This window comes from Pseudomonas maioricensis, assembly GCF_022790535.1.
GTDB classification, from domain to species: domain Bacteria; phylum Pseudomonadota; class Gammaproteobacteria; order Pseudomonadales; family Pseudomonadaceae; genus Aquipseudomonas; species Aquipseudomonas maioricensis.
This window is the reverse complement of record NZ_LOHG01000002.1, coordinates 178837-205030: the sequence shown is the minus strand read 5'-3', so window position 1 is coordinate 205030 and position 26194 is coordinate 178837. Positions and strand designations below refer to the sequence as shown.

The following is a 26194-nucleotide window of genomic DNA, read 5'->3' as shown; positions in this document are numbered from 1 at the left end:
TCATGTCGATCGAAGTCCGTAATGTCAGCAAGAACTTCAATGCCTTCAAGGCCCTGAGCAGCATCAATCTGGACATCCAGAGTGGCGAGCTGGTGGCGTTGCTAGGCCCGTCCGGCTGCGGCAAGACTACCTTGCTGCGCATTATTGCCGGCCTGGAAACACCCGATGACGGCAGCATCGTTTTCCATGGTGAAGACGTGTCCGGCCATGACGTGCGTGATCGTAATGTCGGTTTCGTGTTCCAGCACTACGCGCTGTTCCGTCACATGACCGTGTTCGACAACGTCGCGTTCGGGCTGCGGATGAAACCCAAGAATCAGCGCCCGAATGAAAGCCAGATCGCGGTCAAGGTTCACGAACTGCTGAACATGGTCCAGCTGGACTGGTTGGCTGATCGCTATCCGGAGCAGTTATCCGGTGGTCAGCGTCAGCGTATCGCTCTGGCCCGTGCCTTGGCGGTAGAGCCTAAAGTGCTGCTGCTGGATGAGCCGTTTGGTGCTCTGGATGCCAAGGTGCGTAAAGAGCTGCGTCGCTGGTTGGCCCGTCTGCACGAAGACATCAACCTGACCTCGGTTTTCGTGACCCACGACCAGGAAGAAGCCATGGAAGTGGCCGACCGCATCGTGGTCATGAACAAAGGTGTGATCGAGCAGATCGGCTCGCCGGGCGAAGTGTACGAAAACCCGGCCAGCGATTTTGTTTACCACTTCCTGGGCGACTCCAACCGCCTGCATGTGGGTGAAGAGCACGTGCTGTTCCGTCCTCATGAGGTGTCGCTGTCACGCTCCGAGCTGGAAGGCCATCACGCAGCTGAAGTGCGTGACATCCGTCCGCTTGGCGCGACCACCCGTATCACTCTGAGGGTCGAAGGGCAGAGCGAGCTGATCGAAGCCGAAGTGGTGAAAGATCATGACAGCCTGACCGGTCTGGCGCGGGGTGAAACGCTGTTCTTCAAGCCGAAGGTCTGGCAGAAGGTTGCGAATATCTAGGGGCTAAGGCACCTGTAGGAGCTGCCGAAGGCTGCGAAGAGCGGTGTGTCTGACCCACAGCTTTCGCAGCCTTCGGCAGCTCCTACAGATATTCGATGTGTTTAAACCGCCTGCTTCAAATCCCGCTTGCGCACCGGCCCGACTCTTTCTTCAATCGCATGCTGCAACGGCTTGCGTATCCCCATCAAAAACGCCAACTCCGCCACCACAAACAACGGGCCTATGATCAGGCCGCTCACGTCATCGATGAATGCCGGTTTGCGGCCTTCGTAATAGTGGCCGACAAACTGGATGATCCAGCCTGCCACAAACAAACCCACTCCGGCGCTGAGCCAGACCATGGTCGCCTGCTGCGCAAGACTTGCTCCGGCCCACAGGCATAGCCCCAGTAATACGCCCATCAACACACCCAATGGCCGGTCAAGGCGCAGGTAGAAGACGATAGATGCCAAGGCGACCAGCGCCGCGGGTGACATCCACAGGCCGCCGATCATCCAGCCGGGGCGTGAGAGCAATACCGTCACCGCGATGACGATCAGCGGAATTCCTACAAAGTGTGTCGCAATATTCCGCGAGTCGCGGTGGTAGGCGGCGTATTGACTGAGATGGTCTGTGAGGTTTTTCATTATTATTCCTCTTTGAGCGATAAACGATTCTGCTACGGTTTCGTCTTTAACGCGATGCGATCAGTAATAACAGGGAGCAATAGATGACAAATGGAGCTGGATGGCGCTCGCGTTTGATGAGCGACTCATGGTTTGGGCATCTGCCTGCCGCTTTGCAGGATAGCTTGTTGGACGCAACCCGCCAGACGCGTAAAACACCGGGCAAATTTCTGTTCGAAAAGGGCGATGAACCCTGCGGTCTTTACGCCTTGGTAGAAGGCTCGGTTCGTGTTGGCGCCCCTGCTGATCAACGCCTGGTGCCACGTCTTGAGCCCGTCCGCACACCTTATTGGTTTGGCGAGGTCTCATTGTTCGACGGCATGCCGCGCAGATTCGACGTGTACTCCATGGAACAGAGCATTTTTCTGCATGTTCCGCAGTCGGTGCTTAACGACCTCCTGGAGGAAAATCCGGCTCACTGGCGTCCCTTCGCTGACCTCCTCAGCCAGAAAATGGGCATCAATCTGCTGCGTCCTGATCGCATCAAATTGCTGACTCCCAAGGCGCGGGTGGCGTGGCGCTTATTGATGCTTGCTGAAGGCTATGGTCATCTCAGTCACGCGCGACGTCTGATCGGTTTTGATGAAATAGAGGCGCAACGTACAGCAGATCTGTCACCGTCAGAGTTGCTCGACGTGTTGCAGGACCTGCATCAACGCAAGATTTTGCGCATGGGTGACGAGCAGGTAGAGATCTTCGATGTGATCAAACTGCGCAAGGCGGCCAACACCCTGCGTGCCAAGTCGTTATGCTTAGCGCCTTAATGACCGAGGTGAGCCATGCGGCTGCTGTTAGTGGAATACGATGCCAGGACGGCGAACGAGCTGGCTGAAGGCTTTGCCGAGTCGGGCTTTACGCTGGATGTGGCGCTCAATGGCCTGGACGGTCGCCACTTCGTAGAAGAGCAAAACTACGATCTGATCATTCTTGATGTGATGCTGCCAGGCCTTAACGGCTGGCAGCTGTTGCAACTGATCCGTCAGCGCGGCGCAACGCCGGTGCTGTTCCTGACCGCTCCGGATGCCATCGAAGACCGCCTGCGTGGCCTGGAACTCGGAGTCGATGATTACCTGCTGAAGCCCTTCAATTACGAAGAGCTGCTGGCCCGCGTGCGCAAACTGCTGCGTCGCGGTCCGACGGGCGATGCCGCCAGTATCAACATTGCCGATCTGGAAATAGACATGGCACTGCAGCGCGTCAGCCGTGGCGGCCAGCGTATTTCCATGGGCGAAAAGGAGTTTGCCTTATTGCAGTTGCTTGCCCGCCGTCAGGGTGAAGTCATCTCCCGAGGGCACATCGCAGCAGAAATCTTCGACAACGACCTGCGGCCGGTCACTGTTGCCATCCAGCGCCTGCGCTCCAAAATCGACGAGCGCTACCTTCCCAAGCTGATTCATGCCGTGGGCGATGACGGTTATCAACTGGCATTGCTGGATGTCGAGGCGTTTGATTTGCGGTGAAGGCTGATTCGTCTCCCTGACAGAATGCTTCGCACAGCAAGCCGTGATCTGTAGGAGTTCCCCCGCCGTCCAGACGTCGTGCTGTCGCGCAGCAAACATATACCTGTAGGAGTGACCGGCGTGGCGATCCACATTGCTCGCGATAGCGGTAGATCTGTTGAGAAGATATCGTCTGATCTGACGCTATCGCGAGCAAGCTCACTCCTACAGAAGCAGAATCCGCAAGTCATTAGTCGTCTGATGACATTTTAGAAAACTCTCTCCCCTAAAAGTCTTTAGTAACCCCATATCCAATGGTCTAACCCCGCCTTCATCCCATTGACAGTGTTACAAGGTGTGTCTATAAATCGCTTAGTCATACGACGACTAGGCGAAATTTCGATTTTTGCAACTATAAAAATAATACAAAGAGTAACAGCCCGATGAGCACGCACCCGTGTGGACAACCGCTCCCGCACTTCGCTTCCCCCAGCGTTCCCCGACGACCCCGCGCATGCGCGCAAGGGGTGTCTCTGCGCACCTCACTCACGGCCGTCTCGCCATAACACCGTTTCTCGCACGCTGACTCGCCGCCACTCCAATAACAAAGGTGAAGAGATGAAAATAAAAGGAATTCGCTGGTGGATGGTCGGGCTGGTCACAGCCGGCCTGATCGTTAACTACCTGGCCCGAAATACGCTGTCCGTGGCTGCGCCGACGCTAATGAGCGAGCTCAGCATCAGTACCGAGCAGTACTCGCACATCGTCGTTGCCTGGCAGGTGTGTTACGCGCTGATGCAGCCGGTTGCCGGGTACATCATCGATGCCATTGGTACCAAAATGGGCTTCGCGATTTTTGCCGTCGCCTGGTCGGCCGCCTGTGCTGCTGCGGCTTTCGCCACGGGCTGGCAGAGCCTGGCGATTTTCCGGGGCATGCTCGGTCTTACCGAAGCAGCGGGTTTACCTGCGGGTGTCAAAGCCACCACCGAGTGGTTTCCGGCCAAAGAGCGCTCGGTGGCCATCGGCTGGTTCAACATCGGCTCTTCCGTTGGTGCGCTGCTGGCACCGCCATTAGTGGTCTGGGCGATTCTGCAAAGCGGCTGGGAACTGGCGTTCCTGATCGTTGGCGGGCTGGGTATTTTCTGGAGCGGCCTGTGGCTAGTCCTTTATAAGCACCCGCGTGATCAGAAGCGTTTGAGTGAAACCGAGCGCGACTACATCCTCAGTGGCCAAGAGTCGCACTTCAAAGACGTACCGACGCAGAAGGGCAGCTGGAAAAAGATCATCACCAGCCGCAACTTTTATGCGATCGCCTCGGCGCGGATTCTGTCCGAGCCGGCCTGGCAGACCTTCAACGCCTGGATTCCCTTGTACTTGATGACTGAGCGGCACATGAACATCAAGGAAATCGCCATGTTCGCCTGGCTGCCTTTCCTCGCCGCCGATATCGGTTGTGTGCTGGGTGGCTACCTGAGCCCGTTTTTCCACAAGCACCTCAAGGTTTCGCTGTTCACCTCGCGCAAGCTGGTGTTGTTGTTCGGCGCATCCTGCATGATCGGCCCTGCGTGTATTGGCCTGGTTGAAAGCCCTTACACGGCGATTGCCCTGCTCTGCATTGGGGGCTTTGCACATCAAACGCTGTCCGGCGCGCTTTACTCCATCACCTCGGACTCGTTTGGCAAAAACGAAGTCGCGACGGCGACCGGCATGGGCGGCATGTTCGGCTATCTCGGTGCTGCGGCGTTTACCCTGGTATTCGGCGTGCTCGTGACCAAAATCGGCTACAGCCCTCTGTTCGTGGTGCTGGCGATTTTCGACATCGTGGCGGCCATCGTGGTCTGGAATGTGGCCCGAGAACTGCCGAAGCAGCCACAGCAAGCTGAAACCGTTCATCCGGAAGGTGCGCCGCTTTTGCCGACGGCTTGATCCCTCCTTCTGCAAACCAATATCTGTAGGAGCTGCCGCAAGCTGCGATGGCGATGTATCTGTTCCGCTATCTCGCAGCCTGCGGCAGCTCCTACAGATAAGCCTCCGTCGCCTATCTGTAACAAACTTTGAGTACCTTCAACCGTGCCCACTGATGGAGGGCACGCATACAGCAGTTTTTATCGGGGTTGTTCCTTAGGCAGGGGACGACCCCTTTTTTTATCCTATATATTCTTTTTGGCTATTGCTTGATAGCTTCTTATTCCTTAGCGGATATATGTCGCCTCCTTATACTGCGCTCAATGAATGCATCCATGCAGGAGGCCGACCCTATGCATAAAGAATCGATCCGCTATTTGATCGTGCCAGGCTGGCAAGGGTCAGGCGATGAGCATTGGCAAACCCATTGGCAAAACAGCCTGCCCAATAGCGCTCGCGTTGAACAAGCCGATTGGCTCAAGCCGCGTCGCGAAGACTGGGTCGGAGAGCTGCAACGCAGTATCTCGGCGGACAGCACGCCGGTGATTCTGATTGCTCACAGCCTGGGGTGCATCACCGTCGCGCATTGGGCGCGGCTGGCTCCATTGGAGTCGCTACGCCAGGTGCAGGGCGCTCTGTTGGTCGCGCCTGCTGATGTCGAGCGGCCTGCCTGCTCGCCTGCGTTGCGCAACTTCGCGCCGATCCCGAAGGATCTGCTGCCATTCCCGACCCAGATCGTCACCTCGGATAACGATGCTGCGGTCAGCACCCAGCGTGCCCTTGAGATGGCCCGCGACTGGGGCGCCGAAACAGGCATTCTCAGCGAGGCCGGGCACATCAACGTCAAGTCAGGGCATCGCCGCTGGGAACAGGGCTTCGCTTACCTGTATCGCCTGCAGAGCCGAATGGAACATCACGCACGGCGTCGCGCATGAACCTATGCAGCGCGAAACGTATCGCGCTTGCTTCCACGATCCATTTTATTTTTTAACGTTTGAGCCGTCGCAAGGGCTCAGGCGGGAGTTTGCCATGAGCCTGAATGAATCCTTCGGTCAGCCCTTGCTGACCTTCCCCGATGCAGAAAAAAGCCCGCTGAGCATCCGTGCCAAGGCGTTGGTATTCATCGATCCGCGTTCCCGCCAGCTTCGCGAAGAAATGGAACAGCTGGCGCCCCGTGCGTTGCCAGTGTTGATTCGTGGCGAGTCCGGGACGGGTAAAGAATTGCTGGCGCGACACATCCATCGCGGGAGTGACCGAACGGGGTTGTTCGTCTCGGTCAACTGCGGCGCGATCAGCCCGACCTATGCCGACGCCGAGCTATTTGGCTATGCCGCTGGTGCCCACAGTGGTGCGGCCAGCAGTCGCGCGGGATGGTTTGGTTCAGCCAATGGCGGCACGCTTTATCTGGATGAGATAGGCGACTTGCCGTTACCGATCCAGATCAAGTTACTGGCCGCTCTGGAGAATCACGAAGTCACTCGCGTCGGCGCGCATCAACCGAGCCCGGTAGACGTGCGGCTGGTTGCCGCCACCAGCATCGATCTGGCCCAGGCCGTGGCCGCCGGCAAATTCCACGAGCGGCTTTTTCACTACCTCAGCGAAGGTCATCTGGAACTGCCGCCTTTGCGCGAGCAGCCGGGCAACATCCTGCCGTTGGCCGAATATTTTCTCGGCATCTATAGCCAGCGTTTGAATCTGGCCGTGCCGCTGATCAGCGATGCGGCGCAGCAGGTACTTGAAACGCATCACTGGTCGGGTAACACCCGTGAACTGGAGAACGTTATCCACTTTGCGCTGCTGGTCAGCAGCGGTGACGAGATTTTGCCGGAGCACCTGAACCTGCCTGCCAGCGTCGACCCACTTGCGCAAGTGCAGCAGCTTGTAGGAAAGCTTCTCCTTGACGCAAAGGTTGAGCAACTCTTTGCACTGCGACGGGTGCTAGGAGCGGTCGATTCCCGGTTGGATGATCTCGCTCGCTACCCCATAACCCCCGGTTCCTCAGCGCCGCATCCTTGGCAGGGATGCGGCGTTTTTTTTTGGGGGGAAAACTAGGCGCTAGAGAACTTTCAGAGATCGGGAAATAGTCCTACAGATAGCGACTCTTTATCCCTGGTAAGTTGTTGAGATTTAACCATTGAACTTGCGGCAAGTGCCATTTTGTAGGCGCTGTTTATTACTTTCTATTTCGTACGCTAGACACTAAAAATTATTTAAACCAGTCTGGTGTTGAGGAGCGGGATAGTTGCTCTTTTACTACGAGGGTTCCAGTTGAGGTTATTAGGGCTAACGCTGGGTCCGTTGATTTGAACTATGAATTTAATAAGTTCCCTTTTTAGGGTTTACAAGGAGTTCACATGACTGAAAGATGGGTTTCATTGGAAACATTCACGGTCGTCAGCGTAGCAGGTGGAGGGCGTTTGTTTTGGAACGGTCTCCAGGCTGTAAAGTTACGAGTCGCTATCAAAGCCGTTGACATAAATAATAATCCGGTTGTTTTGACCGAGAAAGAATTACGCTCTATTAAGTTAGTCAATCATCATGGTGGGGCGGCGATACATTACCGGGAACCATTGCCAGGCTTGCCCAGGCCGGTGAGCTCGCAACACGGCTGGGATTGGTCTCGTGTCAATCCCTACGGTTATGACTATGTTCCGACTTCCTCCCAACAGCTAGCGTATGAAGCGCCCTCGGTAAAAAGTCGGAATACACACTATGTAGATCTCTATGTTCGTACTGTTCGCCAGGTACCGTTAACCGTTAGTCTTACCGTTGAGCGCGACGATGGCACACAGTTTGATTCGCGGGGCCATAGCGAGGGTAATATGATGATTACCCCTCTTCGGCCGACGACTTACCCAGTAGACAGGTACAAGTTCGAGGTTGTTCATACGATGGAGTTGGGGCAGTGGGGGAGGCTGGATTATATCCCTCTCGTGCTCAATGATAATGGTGTGAACATCGAATTTAGAAGCATTAGTGTCTCACCCATTGGCGTTGGATATCATGCAGGTAGCGCCACCGTAACCCGCGTGGGCATGGTATCGGGCTACATGGGGCCTGGGATTAACTCGATTATATATCCCTTTCCGCAACCGCCGGGTGCTCCGTCGTCTGTTACCGGTATAACACCCGTCAGGGGCCAGCCTGCAATAGTTACATTTAGAGATCGTTGGCTTTCTCCTGGAAAGGTAAAAAATGCGACGATCACCGCTATCGATATGTATGGCAACTCTCATACGCTTCGGTTTCGTATTGTAAGTCCAGAGCGTGTGGACGGTCGGTTAGAACTGTATTGAGTGTTAGGCGTGCCCGGTTAACTGGGCACGCCGCTCGTTATTTTAATGGCTGGACGATAATTATAAGGTGTGCCTCACGTGTATTCTAATGCGTATAATTTTCTAAGCTTTATCAATGCTGGAGTTGACCCCAGAACAGGCACGTACAGTTGCAATTTGTCGTTGTCTGATTTACTGGGTAATGCACTAAGCGGTCCCTCACTTCCGCTGTCAATTTCTTTCAATGGACTCAGCAACGCCAACATGGGCTTTGGTTCAGGATGGTCGATGCCCTTAACCCGGTATAGCCGTACCACACGGCAACTGAATGTGTTTAACGGCGCCACCTATCTTGCCAATACGGCACCGGGCCAATTCGTCATCGCTGACAAAAAAGTTCAAGACTTAAAAACCAGTCGTGTCGGCGATGAATTGATTATCGAGCACAAATCAGGCGTCGTAGAGGTACTGTCTAACCCGGCGCTTAACTGGGATGAGTGGACGATTTCAAAACTCTATTCTCCGGAAGGTAGGGTTTTAAGTTTCTCATACCGTGTCATCGGCGGTCGGCGGATGCTGCGTGAGATTCGAGATGAAAGTCAGACGTTATTAACCGTCGATGTGCTTGACGGTTCATCGAGAGTCTCCAGTATCTCCCTCTGGCCTGACAGCCCCACGGACAAACTGGTGTTTACGCTACAGATTCAGAGTAATGAGCTTACCCGGATCACCCTGCCGCTCGAAAATGGTAGAGCAGCGTCATGGCGTTTCACTTATCAATCTGTGGGTGGCCTGCGGTTAATCAGCAGGCTCGAACTGCCCACTGGGGGCGTCGAGCAAATTACGTATAGGGCTATGGAGTTGCGATTGCCTGCCGGAGCCCCGGTCAGGACTTTACCGGCGGTTGCTTCCCACGTCACTTTTCCTCGCTTGAACCAGCCCCATATAACCAGAAATTACAGTTACTCCAGCCGTAATTATCTGGGTAACGGATCCGGCGCTCCGTGGCGAAACGACGGCGATAACCTTTATCGGGCGGCGGGTAATTATGAGTACGAGATTAACGAAGACCTGATGTCGGGGGTCGGGTCCAGTGCGCGTGTTGCGCGCAGAACCAAGCGGGTCTACAACCGCTTCCATTTGCAGATTGAGGAAACAGTCAATCAAAACGGCAAAACCGTGCGCACCCGTACTCAATATCACGCAAGGACAGGTGTGAGCTTTGAGGGGCAACCCGGAAATTTCCAATTGCCGGCAAAGGTCGAGGTGTCCTGGTTTGATGCTGCCAAACCCGATGTCATCCGCACGGAAACCACGCTGACTGACTACGATGACATGGGCAACATCCTCAGAAAAGTGTCGCCATCCGGCATTACCGAGGTTTTCGAGTATTACCCTGTAGGGGCATCCGACGGTTGCCCGGCAGATACGTTCGCAAGGGTACGCTGGCTCAAGCTCAAAACCCTGATACCCGCAACGGATTGTGCCCCCGCCCCAACCCTGATCACTCGGTACCGCTACACCGAATTGGCTTCGGCTAGCCCCGAGCGGGGACGTTTTCTGGCCCTCGCACAAGAGACGGTATCTCAAGGTGAGCAAGCTATGCCGCTCATGGCAATCGCCCGACGGTATGAAGATGATCCCCATAGCCCGTTTTTTGGCCGTCTGAAGAGTCGGGTTGAAACGGCAGGTGGTGTAGATACCGTGTTGAATTATCGTTATGAACTTCTGAACGGGGCTGTCGGTGTACATACCTCGCTAGTCGCCAAAGACAGTACCCGCAGTACCAAGTCCGTCTGGATGAACATGCTGACCGCAGCAGAAATAAAAACGGTCGAGCAAATGGGGGTTACCCTCGAAACGAACCATGACCGTTTGGGGCGCAAAACCTCTGAGACGCTCGCCCCGCAGACCCCCGGTCAGGTTTCCAGAACGCACGCCTACCAGTTGGCAAACACGTTGGCTGACGAAGTGTCCACCCGCACGGTAGCTCCCAACGGTGCTGAAACGCTGACACGGCTTGACGGTTTGAATCGAAAAATTGCCGTTGAGGTTCAAGACATCGACGCTGTCGGTCAACCCATGCGTGCCGTCTACAGCGCCAACTACGATGGACTTGGCCAATTGGCGGAAGAAACCAGCACTGACTGGCTGGACGGCAAAGCTGTTCAATTGACGACCCGTTACACCTATGACGATTGGGGTAATCGCGTCTCGACCATCGGCCCGGATGGGGTCATCAGTCACGATCGAATCGATCCAGTCACGCTCGTCCAGACTCAGGGCATCGATCTGGCTGGTAAAACAGTCATCAGTAAAAATCTATTCGGAAAAAACGACACGGTTGAACGCTTTGATCGCAAAGGTGTTTCGTGTGGCGCCACGGAGTACGTCTACGACGGCCTCGGGCGATGTGTTCAGCAAATCGACCCTCATGGACGCACGACACGGTTTGTGTACGACTCTGCTGATCGTCTGGTCATCACTCAATTGCCCGACGGCACACGGATCAAAAGAGCATTCGTGCGAGGTAGCACTGAAGACCTGGCGACCCACATCTGGGTCAATGAATACCTGGCGGGCGAGCGTACCTACGACGGCCTGTTGCGAGTGACCAGCATCACGGTCGGTGGACGCACTGAAACATTCACGTACGAGGGGGCTCAGCCAAACCCGGCTACGCACGTCAGAGCCAGCGGTAAAGTCATTTCCTATCAATATGACCCGTCACTGAGTAATCAGATGACTGAGCGCAGCGTCGCCGGTAACAGCAACCTCGCCGCCAGCTTCCGCTACGACAATGCTCACGCGAAATTGATTCAGGCTTCCTGCCCGGCCAACCAGCAGCAGCGCAGTTACCTGCCGTCCGGCAAACTGCAGAACGACCGGATAACCGAAACTCAGGGCGCACTGGATGCCACGCATCGCACCTCGCTTCAAGGCTTGCCATTGGAATATGTAGATGCGGCGGGCACTAAGCAGATCACTCACTATGACGCGCTGTGTCGGATTGCCCAGGTTGAAAAGGGGACTGTCAAAGCGGACTACGGCTACGACTCTTTCGGACGCGTCAGCAGAATCGAAACGGTTGACAGCCAAAGCAAACGCAAACTTGTCACGCAGCTTGAATACGACGACTTCGGCCGCGAGGTGCGTCGGGTGCTCACGGTTGACTCCAGTCAGCCGGAAGAACTCTCCCAACAGTTCGACAATAAAGACAAGCTCATCCGGCGCATCTTGCAGCGTGGGAACACCGTGCTGCGTGATGAGCGATTTGCCTATGACTCTCGCGGTCGTCTGGAACACTACGAGTGCACCGGCCTGCATTTACCGGTGGACGCGGCGGGTAAACCGATTCTTGTGCAGGACTACATCTTCGACGAACTCGATAACGTCCGCCAGTTGAAAACCGTGTTCGCGGATGGCGAAAACATCGCTACTTACGAATACGAAAATTTCGACAAAACCCAGTTAAGCCGAGTTCGCCATAGTCATCCGGACTATGCCGCGCAACAGGCGAAATTTTCTTACGACCGAGACGGTAATCAGCTCAATGATGAGCGCAATCGCCGCCTGAACTATGACGAATTGGGCCGCCTTGAATCGGTCTCGGAGGCACAAGCATGAATCAGTTGATCAGTTATCGCTATGACGCCCTGGATCGCTTGATTGGCGTAGAGCCTGCGGGCGCTCCCGCCAGTACGCGGGTTTATCGGGATGGCCGGATCGCCACGCAACTGGAGGGCGGACAGCGGCATAGCCTGATGGAATCGGGTGGCCATGTATTGGCTCAGTCGACCTACTCGGGTAACAGGGTGGTCAACAGCCTGCTGGGCTGTGATCAGCAAGGCAGCGTGTTGCAGTCAGTCACGGGTAATCAGATCCAGCGCAGCGTCTACACCCCGTATGGTGGCGGTGCCAATGAAGGCGGGCTGCAAAGCTTGCTGGGCTTTAACGGTGAGCAACCGGACCCTGTGACTGGCTGCTATTTGCTGGGCAATGGTTATCGAGCTTACAACCCGGTGCTGATGCGTTTTCATAGCCCCGACACGATGAGCCCTTTTGATTCGGGGGGCGTAAACCCTTACGCCTATTGTGTGGGGGACCCGGTGAACATGACTGACCCGACTGGACACTTCTCTTTCAAGAAGCTTTTTAAGGCCCTGTTAGGCATCGTCATATCTGTCGCTGCCATCGCCCTCACAGCGGTCACCCTCGGAGCCAGTGCACCGTTGACCGGGCCGGTTATATTCCTCGCGGCGCTCAGCATTACTGCCGACGTCATCCAGATAGCAGGTGAGGTGGTGTCCTTGGCGGCTCCTGATTCCAAGGCCGGAGACATTTTGGGATATGTGGGCCTTGGCCTGGGGTTGGCCTCTCTATCGGGCACCTCTGCGGCGAAGGTTGCGGCCAAGCGAGGCAGTCAAACGGCGGCGCGCTTCATCAACAAAGGGGCCGGTGCGGCGGCTGCGGCACGGCAAGGGGCGATCAAAGTCAGTAACGGCAAGGCTATGCAAAGTTTTACGGGGGCCGCAAAGCTGGGCAAAGGTGCGAGGAACACCGTCGCAATGCAGAATCGCTTTCAGATGGCCTCTAAGCTTTCCGGCTACCTGGAAATCGCCGACTACTCATTCGAGGCTGTCGACTTGATTGGCGACCTGACCAGCGGGAGTGACAAGCCCGCAGGAACCAGTGGGCAGGGTGAGAGTGTTTCGACCATTGATTCATTCTTACGCGGCGATCCGGAGCAAAGCGCCCCAGGGTTGGGGCAAATCAATATCAAGCCAGGCGACTTCCTGACTGCTGATCAGGATCGGATGCAGGCGCTACGCGAGTTTTGATTTGCGCTCGGCGGCTGGAGCCCCCTGGCGGACAACTACAAAAAAGCATAAGTACTTGATAAAAAAGTATTGTATTGGAATAAAAAATATCGGTAATGTCCGCTCCACGCCCCCGACCGCACCAGCAGTCCGGGGGCAACTCATTGAAGAGCTGTCGTAAAGACCGACCTCGATTTTCTCTAAGGACATTGCATGAAAAAGACATTGCTGTTGACCGCTCTGGCGGCCGTATTTTCGGTAAGCGTGGCTCAAGCAGCCGAGAAACTGGTAGTCGGTGCTACGCCAGTTCCTCACGCGGAAATCCTCGAGCTGATCAAGCCTGACCTGGCTAAAGAAGGCGTGGATCTGGAAATCAAGGTGTTCACCGACTACGTGCAGCCAAACGTACAACTCAATGAAAAGCGTCTGGACGCCAACTACTTCCAGACCAAGCCTTATCTGGATGGCTTCAACAAAGGTAAAGGCGCGACGCTGGTCACCGGTGTTGGCGTCCACGTTGAACCGTTCGGTGGCTACTCCAGCAAGTTCAAGAAAATCGCTGATCTGCCAGAAGGCGCAACCATCGCCATCCCTAACGAAGGCAGCAACGCCGGTCGTGCCCTGCTGCTGCTGCAGAAGAATGGCCTGATCACGCTGAAAGATCCGACCAACGCGCTGGCGACCCCGAAAGACATCGCCACCAACCCGAAGAAGTTCAAGTTCCGCGAGCTGGAATCGGCCGTACTGCCACGCGCACTGGGCCAGGTTGATCTGGCACTGATCAACACTAACTATGCGCTGGAAGCCAAGCTGAACCCGACTAAAGACGCGCTGATCATCGAAGGCGCTGATTCGCCTTACGTGAACTTTCTGGTGACCCGTTCCGATAACGCTCACACCGACGCGATCGAGAAACTGTCCAAGGCGCTGACCAGTCAGAAAGTAAAAGACTTCATCAACAAGAAGTACGAAGGCGCGGTACTGCCAGCGTTCTGATTGCTGAGTTGAATACGTAATACCCAACGCCGACGCTGGCTACAGCGTCGGCGTTTTTGTGTGTGGGTTATCGCGCCGGGCACAAATCCCTGTGGGAGCGAGGCTTGCCCGCGATAAAGGCACCGCAGATATCAGGTCTACCGCGTTCAGCCTTATCGCGGGCAAGCACCGCTCCCACAGGTATTGGCGCCAAACCCGGCGTCTCAATTATCCCTAGCTCAATCCGGACTATTCATATGCAATAAAGATATTTAAATTTAGATTCTTATACCTATAAAGTCGTGGCTCATTACCACCAGTCTTCTGGAGTCCGAGCCATGTCAGCAGCCTCTCTCGCGTCATCACCCGTTCAAGCTGCACCTCAACAGTTTGAGGTACGTCCTTTTGCCGAGAAAGTGGGCGCTGAAATCGTTGGGCTCGACCTGTCCCGACCGCTGAATGACGTCGACTTCGCTCGCGTACACCGCGCGCATCTGGATTACCACGTTGTGGTGTTCCGCGATCAACAGATCACCCCGCAACAGCAGATCGATTTCAGCCGTCGTTTTGGCGTGCTGCAGATCCACGTGCTCAAGCAGTTCCTGCTGGCCAACCACCCGGAAATCCTCATCGTTTCCAACATTGTGGAAAACGGTCAACCGCTGGGTCTGGGTGACGCGGGTAAGTATTGGCACTCCGATCTTTCCTACAAAGAACAGCCGAGCCTGGGCTCGATGCTCTACGCGCAGGAATTGCCAAGCGAAGGCGGAGACACCTTGTTCGCGGACATGCACCAGGCCTGGGACACCCTGCCGGAGCATCTGCGCAAAGCCGTTGAAGGCCGTTCTGCCGTGCACAGCTATACCTCGCGCTACCGCGACGGGCACAACGCGCAAAACTGGCGGCCAACCCTGACCCCCGAGCAACTGGCGCAAGTGGTTGTGGTCAGCCATCCGATCGTGCGCACGCACCCTGAAAACGGTCGCAAAGCACTGTTTGTCAGTGAAGGCTTCACCACGCATATCGTCGGGCTGCCGGAAGACGAGAGTCAGCAGATTCTCAACGAACTGTACGCGCACAGCGTTCGTCCTGAGGCGGTGTACCGCCACAAGTGGGCACCCAACGACATGGTCTTCTGGGACAACCGCTCGCTGATCCACTTGGCGGGCGGGACGCCTGACCATCTGCGTCGCCGCCTGCATCGCACGACCATCCAGGGCGATGCGCCGTTTTAATACCGGGAGCTTTTAATGACTGTTCTGCAAAGCCACACGGCTAGCGCAAACTCGATTGCGCAACAGGTCGATCAGCCCGCTGCTGAAGCCCTGCTGCAAGTCCAGAACGTAAGCCTCGAATACCGCACGCCCGAGCGTGTGGTGCGGGCCACCCATCAAGTCAGTTTTGAAGTCGATCCGGCGGATCGTTTCGTGCTGCTCGGCCCTTCGGGGTGCGGCAAATCCACCTTGCTCAAGGCTGTGGCGGGTTTCATCAAGCCTAGCGAAGGGCAGATCCGTCTGGCGGGCACTGAAGTCCATGAGCCAGGCCCGGACCGTATCGTCGTGTTCCAGGAGTTCGACCAATTGCCGCCCTGGAAAACCGTTATCGAAAACGTGATTTTCCCGCTGTTGGCCTCGCGTACTTTAAAGCGCAAGGAAGCACTGGAACGCGCGCATTACTACTTGGCGAAAGTCGGTTTGAGCGCGTTCGCCGATGCCTACCCGCACACCTTGTCCGGCGGCATGAAAGCCCGTGTGGCGATTGCCCGCGCCTTGGCAATGCAACCAAAAATCCTGCTCATGGACGAACCGTTCGCTGCTCTCGACGCTTTGACCCGTCGCAAGATGCAGGAAGAGCTGCTGGAACTGTGGGAAGAGGTGCGCTTCACCCTGCTGTTCGTCACGCACTCCATTGAAGAAGCGCTGGTGGTCGGTAATCGCATCCTGTTGCTGTCGCCGCATCCGGGCCGCGTTCGCGCTGAAATCAACAGCCATCAATACGACCTGAAAAGCCTTGGCGGCGTCGGTTTCCAACACACCGCCCAGCGCATTCACCGGCTGCTGTTTGATGAAGGCGAAGAACAGGCGGTCGACCGCGAACTGAACTTCCAGGACATCCGGATCGCTTATTAAATTTGCAGATCCCCTGTAGGAGCTGCCGAAGGCTGCGAAGCGGTGTACCTGACACATTGCATCGCAGCCTTCGGCAGCTCCTACAGGGAGTCAGAGAGAACACACCATGAACATCCGTCAAGAATACGAAGTCACGCTGGAGCCTTTCACTCAGGAAGACCTGGCCCGTGACATCCCGCTGGCGCAACGCATCTGGCAAGTGAGCTGGGTCCGTAAAACCGTGATCCTGATCGTGCTGGCCATCCTCTGGGAAGTCGCCGCGCGGATTCAGAACAACGACCTGTTGCTGCCCAGCTTTCTGCAGACTGCTGCTGCTTTTTACGACGGCATTCTGTCGGGTGAGTTGATCAGCAAGGTGTGGATTTCCCTGACCGTGTTGATCCAGGGCTACCTGATTGGCATCGTCCTGGCCTTTGCACTGACAACTCTGGCGGTATCCACGCAGTTGGGTCGTGACCTGCTCGGCACCCTGACTGCGATGTTTAACCCATTGCCTGCCATTGCGCTGTTGCCACTGGCGCTGCTGTGGTTTGGTCTGGGTCAGAACAGCCTGATTTTTGTATTGGTGCACTCGGTGCTGTGGGCGTTGGCGCTCAATACCTATGCGGGTTTCCTCGGCGTCTCCGAGACCCAGCGCATGGCCGGTCGCAACTACGGCCTCAAAGGCTTGCGCTTTGTCTGGCACATCCTGATCCCTGCGGCGCTGCCGTCGATTCTGGCGGGTTTGAAAATCGGCTGGGCGTTTGCCTGGCGGACCCTGATCGCGGCCGAACTGGTCTTCGGCGCATCGTCCGGTAAGGGTGGTCTGGGCTGGTACATCTTCCAGAACCGTAACGAGCTGTACACCGACAAAGTTTTTGCTGGTTTGGCTGCCGTCATCCTGATCGGCCTGCTGGTGGAAAACCTGCTGTTCGCCAACGTCGAGCGCCTGACCGTCAAGCGCTGGGGTATGCAGCGCTGATTTAACTGAAAACACTCAAACCTTGTGGGAGCAGAGCTTGCTCGCGATAAGGGCACCTCGGTTTGCAGGTAGACCACCGAAACCTTATCGCGAGCAAGCTCTGCTCCCACAGACATAAGCAGCATTCGAACTCTCGTGAGGTTTCAAATGGCAATTCCTTTCAAGCGCTCAGCCATCATTGCGCTCGCTGCAACCATCGGTCTGCTCAGCAGCGGCGCACAAGCCGAAGGCAAGATCAGCATCGCCCAGCAATTCGGTATCGGTTACCTGATCCTGGACGTGGTCCGTGATCAAAAACTGATCGAAAAGCACGGTAAAGAGCAGGGCCTCGACATCAAGGTCGACTGGAACAGCATCTCTGGCGCAACCGCCATGAACGAAGCGCTGTTGGCTGGCGCGCTAGACGTGGTGTCCGCAGGCGTACCGCCAATGCTGACCATCTGGGACCGCACCAAGGGCAAGCAGAACGTCAAAGCCATCGCGTCGTTGGGTTCGATGCCTAACTACCTGCTGACCAACAACCCGAACGTGAAGACCCTCAAAGACTTCACTGACAAAGACCGCATCGCCGTGCCGGCTGCAGGCGTGGGTTTCCAGTCGCGCACCTTGCAGATCGAAACTGCCAAAGAGTTCGGTAACGAGAACTTCAAGAAATTCGACAACATCTCGGTGAGCCTGCCGCACCCGGACGCGACCTCTGCGTTGATCTCGGGCGGCTCCGAAATAAATTCGCACTTCTCCAGCCCGCCGTTCCAGTATCAGGCGCTGGAAAACAAGAACGTGCATAAAGTGCTGAGTTCTTACGACGTGCTGGGCGGTCAGGCGACGTTCAACGTGCTGTACACCACCGAGAAATTCCACGACGAAAATCCGAAAACCTACAAAGCGTTCTACGACGCACTGGCTGAAGCCGAAAAAATCATCAAGGCCGACAAACCTGCCGCTGCACAGACTTACATCCGCGTAGAGCAATCCAAGCTGGCGCTGCCGTTTGTAGAGAAGATCGTTTCCGATCCGGAAATCGACTTCACCATCACCCCGCAGCGCACCTTTATTTATGCTGAAAAACTGCAAGAACTGGGCGTGCTGAAAAACAAAGCGGCGAGCTGGAAGGATTACTTCTTCGAAGAAGCCCATGGTGGTGCGGGTAGCTGATGCCCGGACGGTAGTACTTTTCCCCGGCTAGCGCTAATCCCTGTAGGAGCTGCCGAAGGCTGCGAATCGATGTGTCTGGCGAGGTCTCTTCGCAGCCTTCGGCAGCTCCTACAGAAATTATCGATCTGTAACTTCACCTCACGAAAAATCCGCCTTTGAAGGCCCTTTCCTGCGGCCGTTTCCCTTTCTTCTGTGTGAAGTTTCCTAGAAAATCCTGAGCCCTTGCGCGTGCCAATTTCGGACACTAGGCTGCGTCCGTCACTGACTCATCAGTGATCGGGTTTAGCAGCCTGCTTTGTGAATTGACAGCGCAAGTACCGCGTTATGGCGGCTTTGCGTGGGGCATCTTCGGGTGCGCCGGTCTTGTTGATTCCACCGGTCTGCTAACCCGCGACAAAGCCGCCACCTTCTATTTGTTTAGCAGCGAACATTCGGTGGCTCCTTCAACAAGGAATCAACGATGAAAAAATTAACACCAGATCCACCGCTGCCAACCCTCGAAGAATCGCTGCTCCACGTCAGCGACCTACTACGCTGCGCAGCCGCCACCGCCTATGAAACCGGCGACACCCTCAACGGCCCCAAACGCGACCTGGCCTTCTCGGTCGTCCACCTGATCGCCATGGCCAAAGCCGAACTCGACCGCTCACTGGAACGCGTCGAACCCCGCTGAAACCCGCATATCAACTCAGTTCTGAGGCCGAAACGCTATCTCTGTGGGAGCCGGGCTTGCCCGCGATACAGGCACCGCCGATATCAGGTCTATCGCATCCCGCCTTATCGTCGGAATGCCGCCCAGACCAAGCCCAGCTCCCACAGGTTCTGCGGATCCCGCGACACGCATGCACTCTGTAGGAGCCGAGCTTGGTCTGGGCGGCATTCCGACGATGCGAACGCCGCAGGGATCCGTCAAGCCTATCCCCCACGTTCTGCGCCATCCAGACCGCAAGACCCGCCATCTCAATCCGGCCAATGCCACGCCGGTGCATCCAGCATCCCTTGCCCGACAATCCCGGTTTGCCCCAGTACCTTTTCAAGCTCGATCGCATTGCATTCCGGGCTTTGTTCCAGTGCTGCGATCAACCGTGTGGCATGGGACACAACCCAAACCTGACAGCTTTGCGAAGCCTTGATAATCAAACGGGCCAGCGCGGGCAGCAGATCAGGGTGCAGGCTGGTTTCCGGTTCGTTAAGCACCATCATGGTGGGCGGACGCGGGGTGAGCAGCGCGGCAATCAGCAGCAGATAACGTAATGTGCCGTCTGACAGCTCGGACGCAGACAGCGGCCGCAACAAACCTTCCTGATAAAACTCCACCGCGAATAGCCCGCCAGGCACAACATTGATTTTCAGGCTGGCACCGGGGAAGGCGTCGTTGATCGCAACATGTAATGCATTTGGGTCGCCAATCTCCAGAATGGTTTGCAACGCTGCGGCCAGGTCGCGCCCATCGTGATGCAAAACAGGCGTAAAGGTACCCAGTTGCGCCCTGCGTGCCGGGGCTTCGGAGTCGGTACGGAAGTGATCGTAAAAACGCCAACCGCGAATGGTTTCGCGCAGTGGTAGTACCTCCGGACAACTGCGCATGCTGCCTACCTGATCGAACATGCTGTCGAATGCAGGTGTGTGTTGTGCCAGCACATCCCAGTCGCGGCCATCGCGTGCGCGGATCATCGGGCCGCTTCGTTGCACTAACAGGCTGGCGGGTCGATACAACTGCCCTGCCCAGATGCACTCCTTCTTGATCTCCGGGTCCAGTGCGAACGCCGTAAGAGTGCTGTCAGGCAGACCCAATGAAATGGCGTAGCTGAAATCCTCACCGGCAAAACCGAGACGCAAGCGTTTGACTTTTTGCCGCGGCCCACCCCGCACCTCGACCTCGCCCGCAAGCATGGCCCGGCTGATTTTCTCCGGCCCGGCCCAGAACGTTGAGTCCAGCCCGCCTTCACGAGCCAGCGCGTTGATGACCCCTCCCTGAGCTGTTTCGCCTAGCAACCTCAATGAGCGATACAGATTGGACTTGCCGCTGCCATTGGGCCCGGTGATGACATTAAGACGCTCAAGCGGCACGACCAGGTTGTTGATCGACCGGTAATTGGCGACCGCGAGGGTTTTGAGCATGGTTGCTTCCTTGCCGGTGAGAAGAAGGGAGTTTAACCAGATCGCTTGGTGAATGATGGACCTGCAATTGTGCGAAATTGCCTGGATTACTGTGGGAGCTGGGCTTGCCCGCGATGGACGATAACGCGGTATGACTGAAAACCGCGGCGGCCTTATCGCGGGCAAGCCTCGCTCCAACAGTCCCCCGCATTTGCAACCAATAACGCACCTCAAGGAACCCTGATCTACGCTTAGAGTCGCATAGTCACGGCGCCACCCACTGTTTACAGCGAGGCACGCGCACGGCATCCGCATAAGGAGTCTGCATGCCCGCTTTCCCCCCAAGATTGGCGTTGTTTGGCCTGACGTTGTCGCTGGCGATTCTGACCGGCTGCGGCGAGGAAAAACCTGCTGACGCCAACCTGCCAAGAGTCTATGTGCAAGAAGTCGCATCCGCTGATTACGCCGCTCAGGTCGCATTGACCGGTGACGTTCAGGCCCGGGTGCAGACTCAGCTGTCATTCCGCGTGGGCGGCAAGATTATTCAGCGCACGGTTGATGTGGGTGATCGAGTCACGGCCAGGCAAGTGCTCGCCCGGCTTGATCCCAAAGACTTGCAGACCAACGTCGATTCCGCCGTGGCCGCTGTCGCCGCAGAACAGGCCCGTGTGACGCAAACCCGAGCAGCATTTGTGCGACAGGAAAAACTGCTGCCCAAGGGTTACACCAGCCGCAGCGAGTACGATTCCGCGCAGGCCGCATTACGCAGTAGCCAGAGCGCGCTCAACGCGGCGCAGGCTCAGTTGGCGAATGCCCGTGAGCAATTGAGCTACACCGCGCTGGTGGCTGATGCACCGGGTGTGATTACTGAGCGTCAGGCGGAAGTTGGGCAAGTGGTCCAGGCTACCGTGCCGATTTTCGGCCTTGCCCGGGATGGTGAGCGTGACGCGGTGTTCAACGTCTATGAGTCACTGTTCGCCCAGGCGTCCGGTGATGAGCCGGTGGTGGTGACGCTGCTTGATAACCCGCAAATCAAAACGATCGGCAGAGTCCGTGAAGTGACCCCGGCCGTGTCAGCCGAAACCGGCACCGTGCAAGTCAAAATCGCCCTCGAGAAATTACCCGATGGCATGGACCTTGGCTCGGTGGTCAGCGGGGCATTGACCACACAGGGCAAAGCCAGCGTCGAACTGCCGTGGGCGGCTTTGACCAAAGGCTTGGGCGATCAATTGGGCAAGCCAGCGGTGTGGGTGGTGGACGACCAGGGCAAGGCCAACCTCAGGGCTGTCACGGTCGGCCGTTATCTGACCGCCAAAGTGATCATCACCGATGGTTTGAAGGCGGGTGAGAAAGTCGTGGTGGCGGGTGGGCAGTTGCTGCACCCGGACATGCAGGTGGAAATCGCCGCCAGTGAACAGCAGAAGCCCGCGAAGGTGCAGCCATGAAGCGTTTGACGTGGTTGTTATTGCTACCGCTGTTGAGCGCGTGCAGTAAGGAAGAACCCGCGCCGGAGCCAGTGCGCCCCGTGCTTCATGTCGAAGCCAATGCGATTTCTGAGGAAAGCCTTGGACGTTTCGCGGGCAACATCGAAGCGCGTTATGAAAGTACGCTCGGTTTCCGGGTGGGCGGGCGAATTGCTCAACGCAGCGTCGACGTTGGCAGTGAGGTCGCTAAAGGGGCCTTACTTGCCACGCTGGACCCTACCGATCAGCAGAATAACGTGCGCGCTCGCCAGGGTGATCTGGCGCGCATCCAGGCGCAGTGGATCAACGCGCAAGCCAATGCCCGACGCCAGCAGGAGTTGTTTGACCGGGGCGTGGGTGCCCAGGCGAACCTGGATGTCGCGCAGACCGATCTTAAAACCACCAACTCATCGCTGGAGCAAGCCCGCGCAGCCTTGAGTCAGGCTCAAGACCAACTGGGTTACAGCGAATTGCGCTCTGATCACGCCGCGATCGTTACGCGCTGGCAGGCCGAAGCCGGTCAGGTGGTCACAGCCGGGCAAGAGGTCGTGACCCTGGCTCGTCCGGACGTCAAAGAGGCGGTGATCGATTTGCCGGGCTCGCTGGCGGATCAGTTGCCTGAGGGCGTCGAGTTCAAGGTCGCCAGCCAGCTTGATCCACAGATCAACACCACCGCAACGCTGCGTGAGATCGAGCCGCAAGCCGAGCGCACCACTCGCACCCGCCGTGCTCGACTGACCCTGAAAGAGACGCCGGAAGCCTTCCGCCTGGGCACCGCTATCAGTGTCAGCCTGAGTTCGGCCATCGCTTCGCGCACAGAGTTGCCGATCAATGCGCTGCAGGAAGTGGATGGCAAGGCGCAGGTGTGGATCATCGACAGGCAAAGCCAGACGGTCAATCCGCGTACCGTTAACGTCATCAGTCGCAGCAACGACAGTTTTGTATTGAGCAACGGGATCAAACCCGGCGAGTGGGTGGTGAGTGCCGGGGTCAACAGCCTCAAGCCGGGCCAGAAAGTTAAAGTCGATGAGGAAAGCCCGCGATGAAAGGGAGTTTTAACCTGTCCGAATGGGCCATCAAACACCAGTCGTTTGTCTGGTACCTGATGTTCGTCGCGCTGTTGATGGGCGTGTTTTCCTACATGAATCTTGGCCGTGAAGAGGATCCGTCCTTCACGATCAAAACCATGGTCGTACAAACCCGCTGGCCGGGTGCGACGGTGGACGAAACCCTTGAGCAAGTCACCGACCGCATCGAGAAGAAACTCGAAGAACTGGACTCCCTGGACTACGTGAAAAGCTACACGCGTCCGGGTGAGTCAACGATCATGATTTTCCTGCACGACACCACCTCCGCGAAGGACATTCCGGAGATCTGGTATCAGGTGCGCAAGAAGATCGACGACATCCGTGCGCAATTCCCGCAGGGCACCCAAGGGCCGTTTTATAACGACGAATTCGGTGATGTTTACGGGTCGATTTACGCGTTCACGGCGGATGGTTTTTCCATGCGTCAGCTGCGTGATTACGTCGAGCAGGTGCGCACGGAGATCCGCGAAGTGCCTGGGCTGGGCAAGGTCGAAATGATCGGCCAGCAGGACGAAGTGGTGTACCTGAATTTCTCTACCCGCAAGCTCGCGGCGCTGGGCCTGGATCAAAGCCAGGTGGTGCAAAGCCTGCAATCGCAGAACGCGGTCACGCCTGCCGGAGTGATCGAGGCCGGACCGGAGCGGATTTCGGTGCGCACCTCGGGGCAGTTTGCATCGGAGAAAGATCTGGCTGAGGTCAACCTGCGTCTCAATGATCGCTTCTATCGTTTGAGTGATATCGCCGACATCACCCGTGGTTATGTCGATCCACCGAAACCGATGTTCCGCTTCAACGGCAAGCCAGCCATTGGTCTGGCCATCGCGATGAAGAAGGGCGGCAACATTCAGGAGTTCGGTAAAGCGTTGCACGGGCGCATGGATGCTGCGACGGCCAACCTGCCGGTGGGTGTGGGCGTACACAACGTCTCGGATCAGGCCGAAGTGGTGGAGAAAGCCGTCGGCGGCTTTACCAGCGCGCTGTTCGAGGCGGTGGTGATTGTATTGATCGTCAGCTTTGTCAGCCTTGGCGTGCGCGCCGGGCTTGTCGTCGCCTGTTCAATTCCGCTGGTGCTGGCCATGGTCTTTGTGTTCATGGAGTACAGCGGCATCACCATGCAGCGGATTTCCCTCGGCGCTTTGATCATCGCTCTCGGCCTGCTGGTGGATGACGCGATGATTACGGTGGAGATGATGGTCACGCGCCTGGAAATGGGCGAAACCAAGGAGCAGGCCGCCACCTACGCCTACACCTCGACGGCCTTTCCGATGCTGACCGGTACGCTGGTGACTGTCGCCGGGTTTGTGCCCATCGGCCTCAATGCCAGCTCGGCGGGGGAGTACACCTTCACGCTGTTTGCGGTGATTGCTGTGGCGATGCTGGTCTCGTGGGTGGTTGCGGTGTTGTTCGCGCCGGTCATTGGTGTGCATATCTTGAGCGCCAACATCAAAAAGAAAGACGAAAAAGAGAAGGAAGGGCGCATTGCCCGCGGCTTCAACAACAGCATGTTCTGGGCGATGCGTCATCGCTGGATCACCATCATTTTCACCATCCTGATGTTTGTGGCGGCGGTGTTCTCCATGCAGTTCGTGCAGAACCAGTTCTTCCCGTCTTCAGACCGGCCTGAAATTCTCGTCGACCTGAACCTGCCGCAAAACGCTTCGATCAACGAAACCCGTAAGGTCGTGGATCGCTTTGAAGCGACGCTCAAGGACGACCCGGACATCGAGCGCTGGAGCACTTACATCGGCCAGGGCGCTCTGCGCTTCTACCTGCCGCTGGACCAGCAACTGGAAAATCCGTACTACGCGCAGTTGGTGATCGTCAGCAAAAGCCTCGAGCAGCGCGCTGCGTTAAGTGAACGCTTGAACAAGCGCCTGCGCGAAGAGTTTGTCGGCATCGGCAGCTTTGTTCAGCCGCTGGAAATGGGCCCGCCAGTGGGGCGTCCGCTGCAGTATAGGGTGAGTGGCGAAAACATCGACAAGGTCCGCCAGCACGCCATTGAACTGGCCACGCTGCTGGACGCCAATCCGCATGTTGGCGAGTTGATTTACGACTGGAACGAGCCGGGCAAAGTCCTGCGTATCGACATCAATCAGGACAAGGCGCGGCAGTTGGGCTTGTCGTCTGAGGACGTGGCCAAGCTGATGAACAGCATTGTCAGCGGCTCGCCGGTGACTCAGGTGCGCGATGATATTTACCTGATCGATGTGGTTGGGCGCGCTGAAGATGCCGAGCGTGGCTCGCCGGAAACCCTGCAGAACCTGCAGATCGTGACACCGGGCGGCACGTCGATTCCGCTGCTGGCGTTTGCGACGGTGCGTTATGAGCTGGAGCAACCGCTGGTCTGGCGTCGTGACCGCAAGCCGACTATCACGGTTAAAGCTGCGGTGGCGGATGATATGCAGCCGACGGATCTGGTCAAGCAGCTCAAGCCTGAGATCGACAAGTTTGCTGCCGGTTTACCGGCTGGCTACAAGGTCGCTACGGGCGGCACCGTCGAAGAAAGCGGCAAGGCTCAAGGCCCGATTGCCAGCGTCGTGCCGCTGATGATCTTCCTGATGGCGACGTTCCTGATGATTCAACTGCACAGTGTGCAGAAGATGTTCTTGGTCGCCAGCGTCGCGCCTTTGGGCCTGATTGGTGTGGTGTTGGCGCTGATACCCACGGGTACGCCGATGGGCTTTGTGGCGATCCTCGGGATATTGGCGCTGATCGGCATCATCATCCGTAACTCGGTGATTCTGGTGACGCAGATTGATGCCTATGAACGCGACGGCTACCTACCATGGGATGCCGTGGCCGAAGCCACCCAGCATCGTCGTCGCCCGATTCTGCTCACCGCAGCGGCCGCCAGCCTGGGCATGATCCCCATCGCCCGCGAAGTATTCTGGGGCCCGATGGCCTACGCCATGATCGGCGGCATCATCATCGCCACCTTGCTGACGCTGCTGTTTCTGCCAGCGTTGTATGTCGCGTGGTATCGGATTAAAGAGCCGAGTGATGAGCAGCGGGAGCAGGCTGAGAAGGGTGGGGAGCCAGCTGTAAATCATTGACCCAATCGTCGGAATGCCGCCCAGACAAGCCCGGCTCCCACAGGAAGTTGCATTCTCAGGCTGGAATGCACTCTGAATGTGGGAGCGGTGCTTGCCCGCGATATAGGCGACTCAGTGTTGAGTCAGACACATCCAGCCAATTAATCCTGAGCTTTACCTCACTAGCCTGACCTACCT

At 56.8% G+C, this 26194-nt stretch carries 20 protein-coding genes; 18 read left to right on the top strand and 2 right to left on the bottom strand.

Features of this window, described 5'->3' with window-relative positions; translation table 11 throughout:
* The first annotated feature begins 2 nt into the window (after positions 1 to 2).
* Positions 3 to 989, top strand: coding sequence for a sulfate/molybdate ABC transporter ATP-binding protein (locus AUC61_RS03565; protein WP_243244487.1), 987 nt, complete (start codon positions 3 to 5; stop codon positions 987 to 989).
* Between the two features lie 101 nt (positions 990 to 1090).
* On the opposite strand, the gene AUC61_RS03560 is transcribed toward AUC61_RS03565, so the two are convergent.
* Entirely contained in the window at positions 1091 to 1615 is a 525-nt protein-coding gene (locus AUC61_RS03560) for an Mpo1 family 2-hydroxy fatty acid dioxygenase (protein ID WP_243244486.1), read from the bottom strand.
* An 83-nt stretch (positions 1616 to 1698) separates the two neighbouring features.
* Between AUC61_RS03560 and AUC61_RS03555 the strand changes: the two genes are divergently transcribed.
* The 14 genes from AUC61_RS03555 to AUC61_RS03490 all read left to right on the top strand — a co-directional run bounded on the left by AUC61_RS03555 (position 1699) and on the right by AUC61_RS03490 (position 18986).
* The gene (locus AUC61_RS03555; RefSeq protein WP_243244485.1) at positions 1699 to 2418 is read left to right on the top strand and encodes a Crp/Fnr family transcriptional regulator; all 720 of its coding nucleotides are present in this window, start codon (positions 1699 to 1701) and stop codon (positions 2416 to 2418) included.
* Positions 2419 to 2433: 15 nt separating this feature from the next.
* Positions 2434 to 3114 carry a response regulator gene (locus AUC61_RS03550; RefSeq protein WP_243244484.1) on the top strand — a complete coding sequence of 227 codons (681 nt, stop codon included), beginning with the start codon at positions 2434 to 2436 and terminating at the stop codon, positions 3112 to 3114.
* Between the two features lie 624 nt (positions 3115 to 3738).
* On the top strand, positions 3739 to 5019 hold the full coding sequence (locus tag AUC61_RS03545; RefSeq protein ID WP_279290907.1) for an MFS transporter: 1281 nt from the start codon (positions 3739 to 3741) through the stop codon (positions 5017 to 5019).
* 332 nt (positions 5020 to 5351) lie between these two features.
* Positions 5352 to 5933 carry an alpha/beta hydrolase gene (locus AUC61_RS03540; RefSeq protein WP_243244481.1) on the top strand — a complete coding sequence of 194 codons (582 nt, stop codon included), beginning with the start codon at positions 5352 to 5354 and terminating at the stop codon, positions 5931 to 5933.
* Positions 5934 to 6027: 94 nt separating this feature from the next.
* Positions 6028 to 7050 carry a sigma 54-interacting transcriptional regulator gene (locus AUC61_RS03535; protein ID WP_422764926.1) on the top strand — a complete coding sequence of 341 codons (1023 nt, stop codon included), beginning with the start codon at positions 6028 to 6030 and terminating at the stop codon, positions 7048 to 7050.
* A 302-nt stretch (positions 7051 to 7352) separates the two neighbouring features.
* Complete coding sequence (locus tag AUC61_RS03530) at positions 7353 to 8294, top strand: hypothetical protein (protein ID WP_243244479.1); 942 nt, start codon at positions 7353 to 7355, stop codon at positions 8292 to 8294.
* 162 nt (positions 8295 to 8456) lie between these two features.
* Positions 8457 to 11900, top strand: coding sequence for an RHS repeat domain-containing protein (locus AUC61_RS03525; protein WP_243244477.1), 3444 nt, complete (start codon positions 8457 to 8459; stop codon positions 11898 to 11900).
* Positions 11897 to 13114, top strand: coding sequence for an RHS repeat-associated core domain-containing protein (locus tag AUC61_RS03520; RefSeq protein WP_243244476.1), 1218 nt, complete (start codon positions 11897 to 11899; stop codon positions 13112 to 13114). Before AUC61_RS03525 ends, AUC61_RS03520 begins: the two co-directional genes overlap by 4 nt.
* 192 nt (positions 13115 to 13306) lie before the next feature.
* On the top strand, positions 13307 to 14089 hold the full coding sequence (locus AUC61_RS03515) for a MetQ/NlpA family ABC transporter substrate-binding protein (protein WP_243244475.1): 783 nt from the start codon (positions 13307 to 13309) through the stop codon (positions 14087 to 14089).
* Between the two features lie 317 nt (positions 14090 to 14406).
* Positions 14407 to 15303: a TauD/TfdA dioxygenase family protein gene (locus AUC61_RS03510; RefSeq protein WP_243244474.1), complete on the top strand. Its 897-nt coding sequence runs from the start codon at positions 14407 to 14409 to the stop codon at positions 15301 to 15303.
* Between the two features lie 15 nt (positions 15304 to 15318).
* Positions 15319 to 16197, top strand: coding sequence for an ABC transporter ATP-binding protein (locus AUC61_RS03505; protein ID WP_243244473.1), 879 nt, complete (start codon positions 15319 to 15321; stop codon positions 16195 to 16197).
* Between the two features lie 106 nt (positions 16198 to 16303).
* Positions 16304 to 17158 carry an ABC transporter permease gene (locus tag AUC61_RS03500; protein WP_243244472.1) on the top strand — a complete coding sequence of 285 codons (855 nt, stop codon included), beginning with the start codon at positions 16304 to 16306 and terminating at the stop codon, positions 17156 to 17158.
* A gap of 147 nt (positions 17159 to 17305) precedes the next feature.
* The gene (locus tag AUC61_RS03495) at positions 17306 to 18313 is read left to right on the top strand and encodes an ABC transporter substrate-binding protein (RefSeq protein WP_243244471.1); all 1008 of its coding nucleotides are present in this window, start codon (positions 17306 to 17308) and stop codon (positions 18311 to 18313) included.
* Positions 18314 to 18773: 460 nt separating this feature from the next.
* A complete protein-coding gene (locus tag AUC61_RS03490; protein ID WP_095092925.1) occupies positions 18774 to 18986 on the top strand; it encodes a DUF6124 family protein in 213 nt (70 codons plus the stop codon).
* Positions 18987 to 19273: 287 nt separating this feature from the next.
* Here the strand turns inward: AUC61_RS03490 and AUC61_RS03485 are convergent, their stop codons facing one another.
* Positions 19274 to 20434, bottom strand: a complete 1161-nt coding sequence (locus tag AUC61_RS03485; RefSeq protein ID WP_243244470.1) for an AAA family ATPase — start codon at positions 20432 to 20434, stop codon at positions 19274 to 19276.
* Between the two features lie 305 nt (positions 20435 to 20739).
* On the opposite strand from AUC61_RS03485, the gene AUC61_RS03480 reads away from it, so the two are divergent.
* From AUC61_RS03480 to AUC61_RS03470, 3 genes are read left to right on the top strand one after another with little or no spacing between them, the layout of a single operon-like run.
* On the top strand, positions 20740 to 21858 hold the full coding sequence (locus AUC61_RS03480; RefSeq protein WP_243244469.1) for an efflux RND transporter periplasmic adaptor subunit: 1119 nt from the start codon (positions 20740 to 20742) through the stop codon (positions 21856 to 21858).
* A complete protein-coding gene (locus AUC61_RS03475; protein ID WP_243244468.1) occupies positions 21855 to 22922 on the top strand; it encodes an efflux RND transporter periplasmic adaptor subunit in 1068 nt (355 codons plus the stop codon). The genes AUC61_RS03480 and AUC61_RS03475 overlap by 4 nt, the downstream gene beginning before the upstream one ends.
* Positions 22919 to 26017 carry an efflux RND transporter permease subunit gene (locus AUC61_RS03470; RefSeq protein ID WP_243244467.1) on the top strand — a complete coding sequence of 1033 codons (3099 nt, stop codon included), beginning with the start codon at positions 22919 to 22921 and terminating at the stop codon, positions 26015 to 26017. Before AUC61_RS03475 ends, AUC61_RS03470 begins: the two co-directional genes overlap by 4 nt.
* Positions 26018 to 26194: the final 177 nt, after the last annotated feature.

Excerpts from the sequence above, each read along its gene's own strand:
- AUC61_RS03535 (WP_422764926.1), top strand. The coding sequence starts at position 6,028 with ATGAGCCTGAATGAATCCTTCGGTCAGCCCTTGCTGACCTTCCCCGAT.
- AUC61_RS03500 (WP_243244472.1), top strand. The coding sequence starts at position 16,304 with ATGAACATCCGTCAAGAATACGAAGTCACGCTGGAGCCTTTCACTCAG.
- AUC61_RS03510 (WP_243244474.1), top strand. The coding sequence starts at position 14,407 with ATGTCAGCAGCCTCTCTCGCGTCATCACCCGTTCAAGCTGCACCTCAA.
- AUC61_RS03565 (WP_243244487.1), top strand. The coding sequence starts at position 3 with ATGTCGATCGAAGTCCGTAATGTCAGCAAGAACTTCAATGCCTTCAAG.
- AUC61_RS03475 (WP_243244468.1), top strand. The coding sequence starts at position 21,855 with ATGAAGCGTTTGACGTGGTTGTTATTGCTACCGCTGTTGAGCGCGTGC.
- AUC61_RS03540 (WP_243244481.1), top strand. The coding sequence starts at position 5,352 with ATGCATAAAGAATCGATCCGCTATTTGATCGTGCCAGGCTGGCAAGGG.
- AUC61_RS03470 (WP_243244467.1), top strand. The coding sequence starts at position 22,919 with ATGAAAGGGAGTTTTAACCTGTCCGAATGGGCCATCAAACACCAGTCG.
- AUC61_RS03530 (WP_243244479.1), top strand. The coding sequence starts at position 7,353 with ATGACTGAAAGATGGGTTTCATTGGAAACATTCACGGTCGTCAGCGTA.
- AUC61_RS03480 (WP_243244469.1), top strand. The coding sequence starts at position 20,740 with ATGCCCGCTTTCCCCCCAAGATTGGCGTTGTTTGGCCTGACGTTGTCG.
- AUC61_RS03505 (WP_243244473.1), top strand. The coding sequence starts at position 15,319 with ATGACTGTTCTGCAAAGCCACACGGCTAGCGCAAACTCGATTGCGCAA.
- AUC61_RS03515 (WP_243244475.1), top strand. The coding sequence starts at position 13,307 with ATGAAAAAGACATTGCTGTTGACCGCTCTGGCGGCCGTATTTTCGGTA.
- AUC61_RS03485 (WP_243244470.1), bottom strand. The coding sequence starts at position 20,434 with ATGCTCAAAACCCTCGCGGTCGCCAATTACCGGTCGATCAACAACCTG.
- AUC61_RS03490 (WP_095092925.1), top strand. The coding sequence starts at position 18,774 with ATGAAAAAATTAACACCAGATCCACCGCTGCCAACCCTCGAAGAATCG.
- AUC61_RS03495 (WP_243244471.1), top strand. The coding sequence starts at position 17,306 with ATGGCAATTCCTTTCAAGCGCTCAGCCATCATTGCGCTCGCTGCAACC.
- AUC61_RS03545 (WP_279290907.1), top strand. The coding sequence starts at position 3,739 with ATGGTCGGGCTGGTCACAGCCGGCCTGATCGTTAACTACCTGGCCCGA.
- AUC61_RS03560 (WP_243244486.1), bottom strand. The coding sequence starts at position 1,615 with ATGAAAAACCTCACAGACCATCTCAGTCAATACGCCGCCTACCACCGC.
- AUC61_RS03520 (WP_243244476.1), top strand. The coding sequence starts at position 11,897 with ATGAATCAGTTGATCAGTTATCGCTATGACGCCCTGGATCGCTTGATT.
- AUC61_RS03555 (WP_243244485.1), top strand. The coding sequence starts at position 1,699 with ATGACAAATGGAGCTGGATGGCGCTCGCGTTTGATGAGCGACTCATGG.
- AUC61_RS03550 (WP_243244484.1), top strand. The coding sequence starts at position 2,434 with ATGCGGCTGCTGTTAGTGGAATACGATGCCAGGACGGCGAACGAGCTG.